The sequence below is a fragment of the Spirillospora sp. NPDC046719 genome (assembly GCF_040645715.1).
Lineage (GTDB): Bacteria > Actinomycetota > Actinomycetes > Streptosporangiales > Streptosporangiaceae > Spirillospora.
In genome coordinates, this window is the sequence record NZ_JBEYYT010000651.1 from 1 (window position 1) to 3,974 (window position 3,974).

At 73.2% G+C, this 3,974-nt stretch carries 4 protein-coding genes and 1 pseudogene; 2 read left to right on the top strand and 3 right to left on the bottom strand.

The features are described from left to right. From ABZ914_RS48030 to ABZ914_RS48040, 3 genes are all read right to left on the bottom strand, one after another. Positions 1-527 (bottom strand): NADH-quinone oxidoreductase subunit C (locus ABZ914_RS48030; protein ID WP_500201307.1); only part of this gene is annotated, 527 nt, incomplete at its 3' end. After that, positions 524-1,609 (bottom strand): NADH-quinone oxidoreductase subunit B, encoded by a 1,086-nt coding sequence (locus ABZ914_RS48035; protein ID WP_500201308.1) that lies wholly within the window; start codon positions 1,607-1,609, stop codon positions 524-526. The genes ABZ914_RS48030 and ABZ914_RS48035, both read right to left, overlap by 4 nt. A gap of 60 nt (positions 1,610-1,669) precedes the next feature. Beyond that, positions 1,670-2,041 (bottom strand): NADH-quinone oxidoreductase subunit A, encoded by a 372-nt coding sequence (locus ABZ914_RS48040; RefSeq protein ID WP_433146946.1) that lies wholly within the window; start codon positions 2,039-2,041, stop codon positions 1,670-1,672. A 152-nt stretch (positions 2,042-2,193) separates the two neighbouring features. Between ABZ914_RS48040 and ABZ914_RS48045 the strand changes: the two genes are divergently transcribed. After that, positions 2,194-3,525 (top strand): EGFR-like transmembrane domain-containing protein, encoded by a 1,332-nt coding sequence (locus ABZ914_RS48045; protein WP_500201309.1) that lies wholly within the window; start codon positions 2,194-2,196, stop codon positions 3,523-3,525. A 119-nt stretch (positions 3,526-3,644) separates the two neighbouring features. Next, positions 3,645-3,974, top strand: a pseudogene (locus tag ABZ914_RS48050) (hypothetical protein); the annotation flags it as partial.

Consider the following 3,974-nt stretch of genomic DNA (forward strand, 5'->3'; position numbering starts at 1 on the left):
GCCGGGCTCCTTCGCGCCCGGCGAGTCGGGGCACGGCGCGCCGAGCCGCCGGGCTCCTTCGCGCCCGGCCACGGCTTCGCGACCCGCGCCGCCAGCACGAAGTCCTTGCGCAGCGGATGGCCCTCGAAGCCGTCCGGCAGCAGCAGCGGGACGAGGTTCGGGTGCCCCTCGAACACGACGCCGAACATCTCGGCCGTCTCCCGCTCGTGCCACGCGGCGCCCCGGTAGACGCCGATGGCGGTCGGGAGGGACGGCGCGTCCCTCGGCACCCGCGTCCGGACGAGGAGATGGTGCCGCCGCTCCAGCGAGTACACGTGGACGACGACGGCGAAGCCCTCGCCGAGCTCGTCCACGCCGGTCAGCCAGTCGAAGAAGGCGCAGGCCAGGTCGTCGCGGGCGAAGGTGAGCGCCTCCACCCAGCGGTCGGCCGGCACGCCGACGGACAGCCCGCCGGCCGTCTCCTCGGTCGTCACGTCGTCGCCGAACCGGTCCGTCCAGGCGGCGGTCAGCTCCGCGGCGGCGGTCACCGGCTCCGCCCGATCTCGTCGTCGTTCCCGTCGTCGGCGAGCCCCGGGATGATCGACGGGTCGTGCTCGGACCGGGGCCGCCGCCGCGGTTCGCCCGCCCGCGGCTCGTCGGCGGGCGGCTCGGCGTACTGCGGCTCCTCGGCAGGCGGCTCCTCGGCGGGCTCCTCCTCGGCGGCGGGGATCGGCCGCGTCTCGTCGTCGGGACGCACCGCGCCAGGCTCATCCGCGGGTTCCGGTCCGGCGGCGGGCAACGGCATGGTCCCGCCCTCGGCGGCCGGGGCGTCGCGGGGCCCCTCGGCCTCCGGTTCGACGGGCGGAAGGGGACGCGTCTCATCGTCCGGCCGCACGTCATCGGCTTCGGGCGCGGGACGGTCCACCGCCGCCGGCGGTTCGGGCGGCGCGACGGGCAGCGTCACGTCCGACGGCGACGCCCCTTCCCGCGCCGAAGGCTCGCCGGGCGGCTCCTCGGCGGACGGTTCGTCGGCAGGCGGCTCCTCGGCGGGCGGCGGCTGGAGGGGGCGGCGCAGGACGGTGGCCGAGAACGGCCGCGGCGCGGGCGGCGGGCTCATCGGGTCGCCGCCGTCGTAGCGGTCGCCGAGCGACTCGGCGGCGATCTTCTCCTGCAGGTGGACGATGCCCTGGAGGAGCGCCTCGGGACGCGGCGGGCAGCCGGGGACGTACACGTCCACCGGGATGATCTGGTCGACGCCCTTGGTCACGCAGTAGGAGTCCCAGTACGGGCCGCCGCAGTTGGAGCAGGCGCCGAACGAGATCACGTACTTGGGCTCGGGCATCTGCTCGTACAGCCGCCGGACGGCGGGCGCCATCTTGTCGCTGACGGTGCCGGACACGACCATCAGGTCCGCCTGGCGGGGGCCGGGCGCGAACGGGATGACGCCCAGCCGGATGAAGTCGTGCCTGCTCATCGACGTGGCGATGAACTCGATCGCGCAGCAGGCCAGGCCGAAGTTGAAGACCCAGAGCGAATAGCGGCGGCCCCAGTTGAGCACGAACTTGACCGGTTTGGGCGCGAGCCGCGACAGGGGTCCGACGCTCGGCGGCGGGAGATCGATGGTGCCCACGCAAGCATTGTTACAGCCCGGACGGGTCCCGCCGGAGGCTCGGGACGTTGAGGGGCGGGCTCAGACCCAGGACAGGACGCCTTTGCGGCCCGCGTAGAGCAGCCCGACGGCGAGGAAGGCCAGGAAGACGAACATCTCCCCGAGCGTGGTGGCGCCATAGCCGGGGGCGGAGAAGACCGTCGCCCAGGGGAAGAGGAACACGGCGTCCACCGCGAAGACCACGTACAGGTAGGCGAAGACGTAATAGCGGATGTAGGAGTGCGCCCAGCCGCCGCCGACCGGGTCGACGCCGCACTCGTAGGTGGTGAGCTTCTCGGCGGTCGGGCGGTGCGGGCGGAGCATCCGGTTCGCCGCGAGGCCGCCGCCGACGATGCCGCCGCCGGCGATCACCAGTGCGGCGAGCGCGACATATGAGCTGAAATAGTTATGCACCGTCACGCTCCCGTCTGCGTCCAAGCAAGTATCCCCGAAAGGGCGTGCGCGAGTGTGATGTCGTACCTCCACCTCGGTGGATCACAATGTCATCGTTTTGCTGCACACTAGAGAACGCATTGGGGTCAGTTGACCTGGAAGGACGTGACCGGATGAGCAACCCTCCGCCGAACCCGGGCTGGGAGAACCCGGGTGGTGCCTCCTGGCCGCCTCCACCGCCTCCCGCGGGTCCCGGCGGCGCCCCTGGTCCGGGCGGCCCCGGCTACCCGGGTGGCCAGGGCGTTCCCGGTGCTCCGGGCGGCCGCGGCGCGCCGCCTCCCCCCGGCGGGTACGGCGGTCCCGGCGGTCCCGGCACGCCGCCGCCGTTCTTCCCGCCGCCTCCCGGCCCCGGCGGCCCGATGGGTCCCGGCATGCCGCCGCCCAAGCGCAGCAGCGGCCCGCTCATCGCGGCGCTCGTCGGCGGCGCCGTCGTGGTGATCCTGATCATCGGCGCGGTGGTCTTCATCGTGGCGTCCAACGGCGGCGGCAAGTCGCCCGAGGACAAGCTGAAGGCCGCGGCCGACTCGATGGCCGCCGAGCGCGTCGTCGGGCTGAAGGGCGACTTCGGCGGCGGCGCCGACAACATCGAGGGCCAGCTCGACGTCACCAAGGGCGGCCGCGCGACCGGCCCGGTGACCTGGAACAGCGACAACGTCACGCTGCTGTCGGCGGACGGCAAGCTGTTCCTGAAGGCCGACGCCTCGTACTGGCGCGACCAGATCGAGAGCACCGAGGGCACGCCGTACTACCTCGGCAGCGGGCAGCAGTGGGGCCGGCTGAGCGCCGACAAGCTCGACATCGACTTCAAGCAGGAGCTGTCGCCGACCGCCCTGGCCGCCAAGCTGCGGGCCGCGGCGACCGCCAAGGTCAAGCCACTGAAGACGACGTGGGCCGGCAAGAAGGCGCTGAAGTTCACCACCTTCACCTCGACGCTCTACATCACCGACGCCGACGACGCCCAGCTGCTGCGCTACGAGGCGACCACGCCGCGCGTCGCGCTGGACGTCACGCCGAAGTCCTCGTCCGAGGCGTCCACGGTCATCTCCACCATGCGCACCAGCATGGGCGACCTGAAGAACTCCTTCGACGCGTCGGCGCGCCCGTCGGTCGACGAGTGGAAGAAGGGCGGCTGCAACAGCAACTCCGGCTGCACCGTCGAGGCCAAGATCCGGCCGCCCTACGGGGCGTCCACGCCGCTGACGATCGACGTCCGGTTCAACATCACCGCCGGCACGCTGACCGGCCGGGACCTCGGCAACTGCACCGACACGATCACGATCAACGACACCAGCTCGGTGTGGGCGAGCTGCCGGATCGCCACCTCCGCGTGGCAGAGCTGGGCCAAGTCCACCGGCGGCACGTTCTACAAGCACGCGCAGTACAAGGTGATCGGCGCCACGCCGTCGGAGGTCGCCTCGCTGCAGAGCGGGCTCGACAGCGAGTGAGCCCGCAGGTCGGGGCCGGGCGGCGCGGAGGCCGCCCGCCCCGACCGTAGGTGGTGGTATGCCCGGCGATGCGCGGTTTCCGGTCCGGCCGCTCGCATCGTCGGGCATTCTTATGGCTTGTGAGCGCTGATCAGGACGACCCTTCTCCGGAGTCCGCACCTGGCCGGCCCGCACCGGACGACGTCCTCGTCGCCGGCGGCCCGCCCCGGACCGCACCCGCCACGCCGCCGCCCTCGCCGGCGCCGGGCGCCACCGCGCCGGACGGGATCCCGTACAACGGCCCGGCGCCCCACGGCGCGGACATGCCTCTCCAGGCCCCCGGAACGCCCGGGCCCCCTGAGATGCCCGTGATGCCCGAGATGGCCGGACCTCCCGGGATGACCGGGATGCCGCTGCCGCCCGGGATCGGCGGGCCGCCGCCGCGCGGCGGGCGGCTCAAGAAGCGGCTG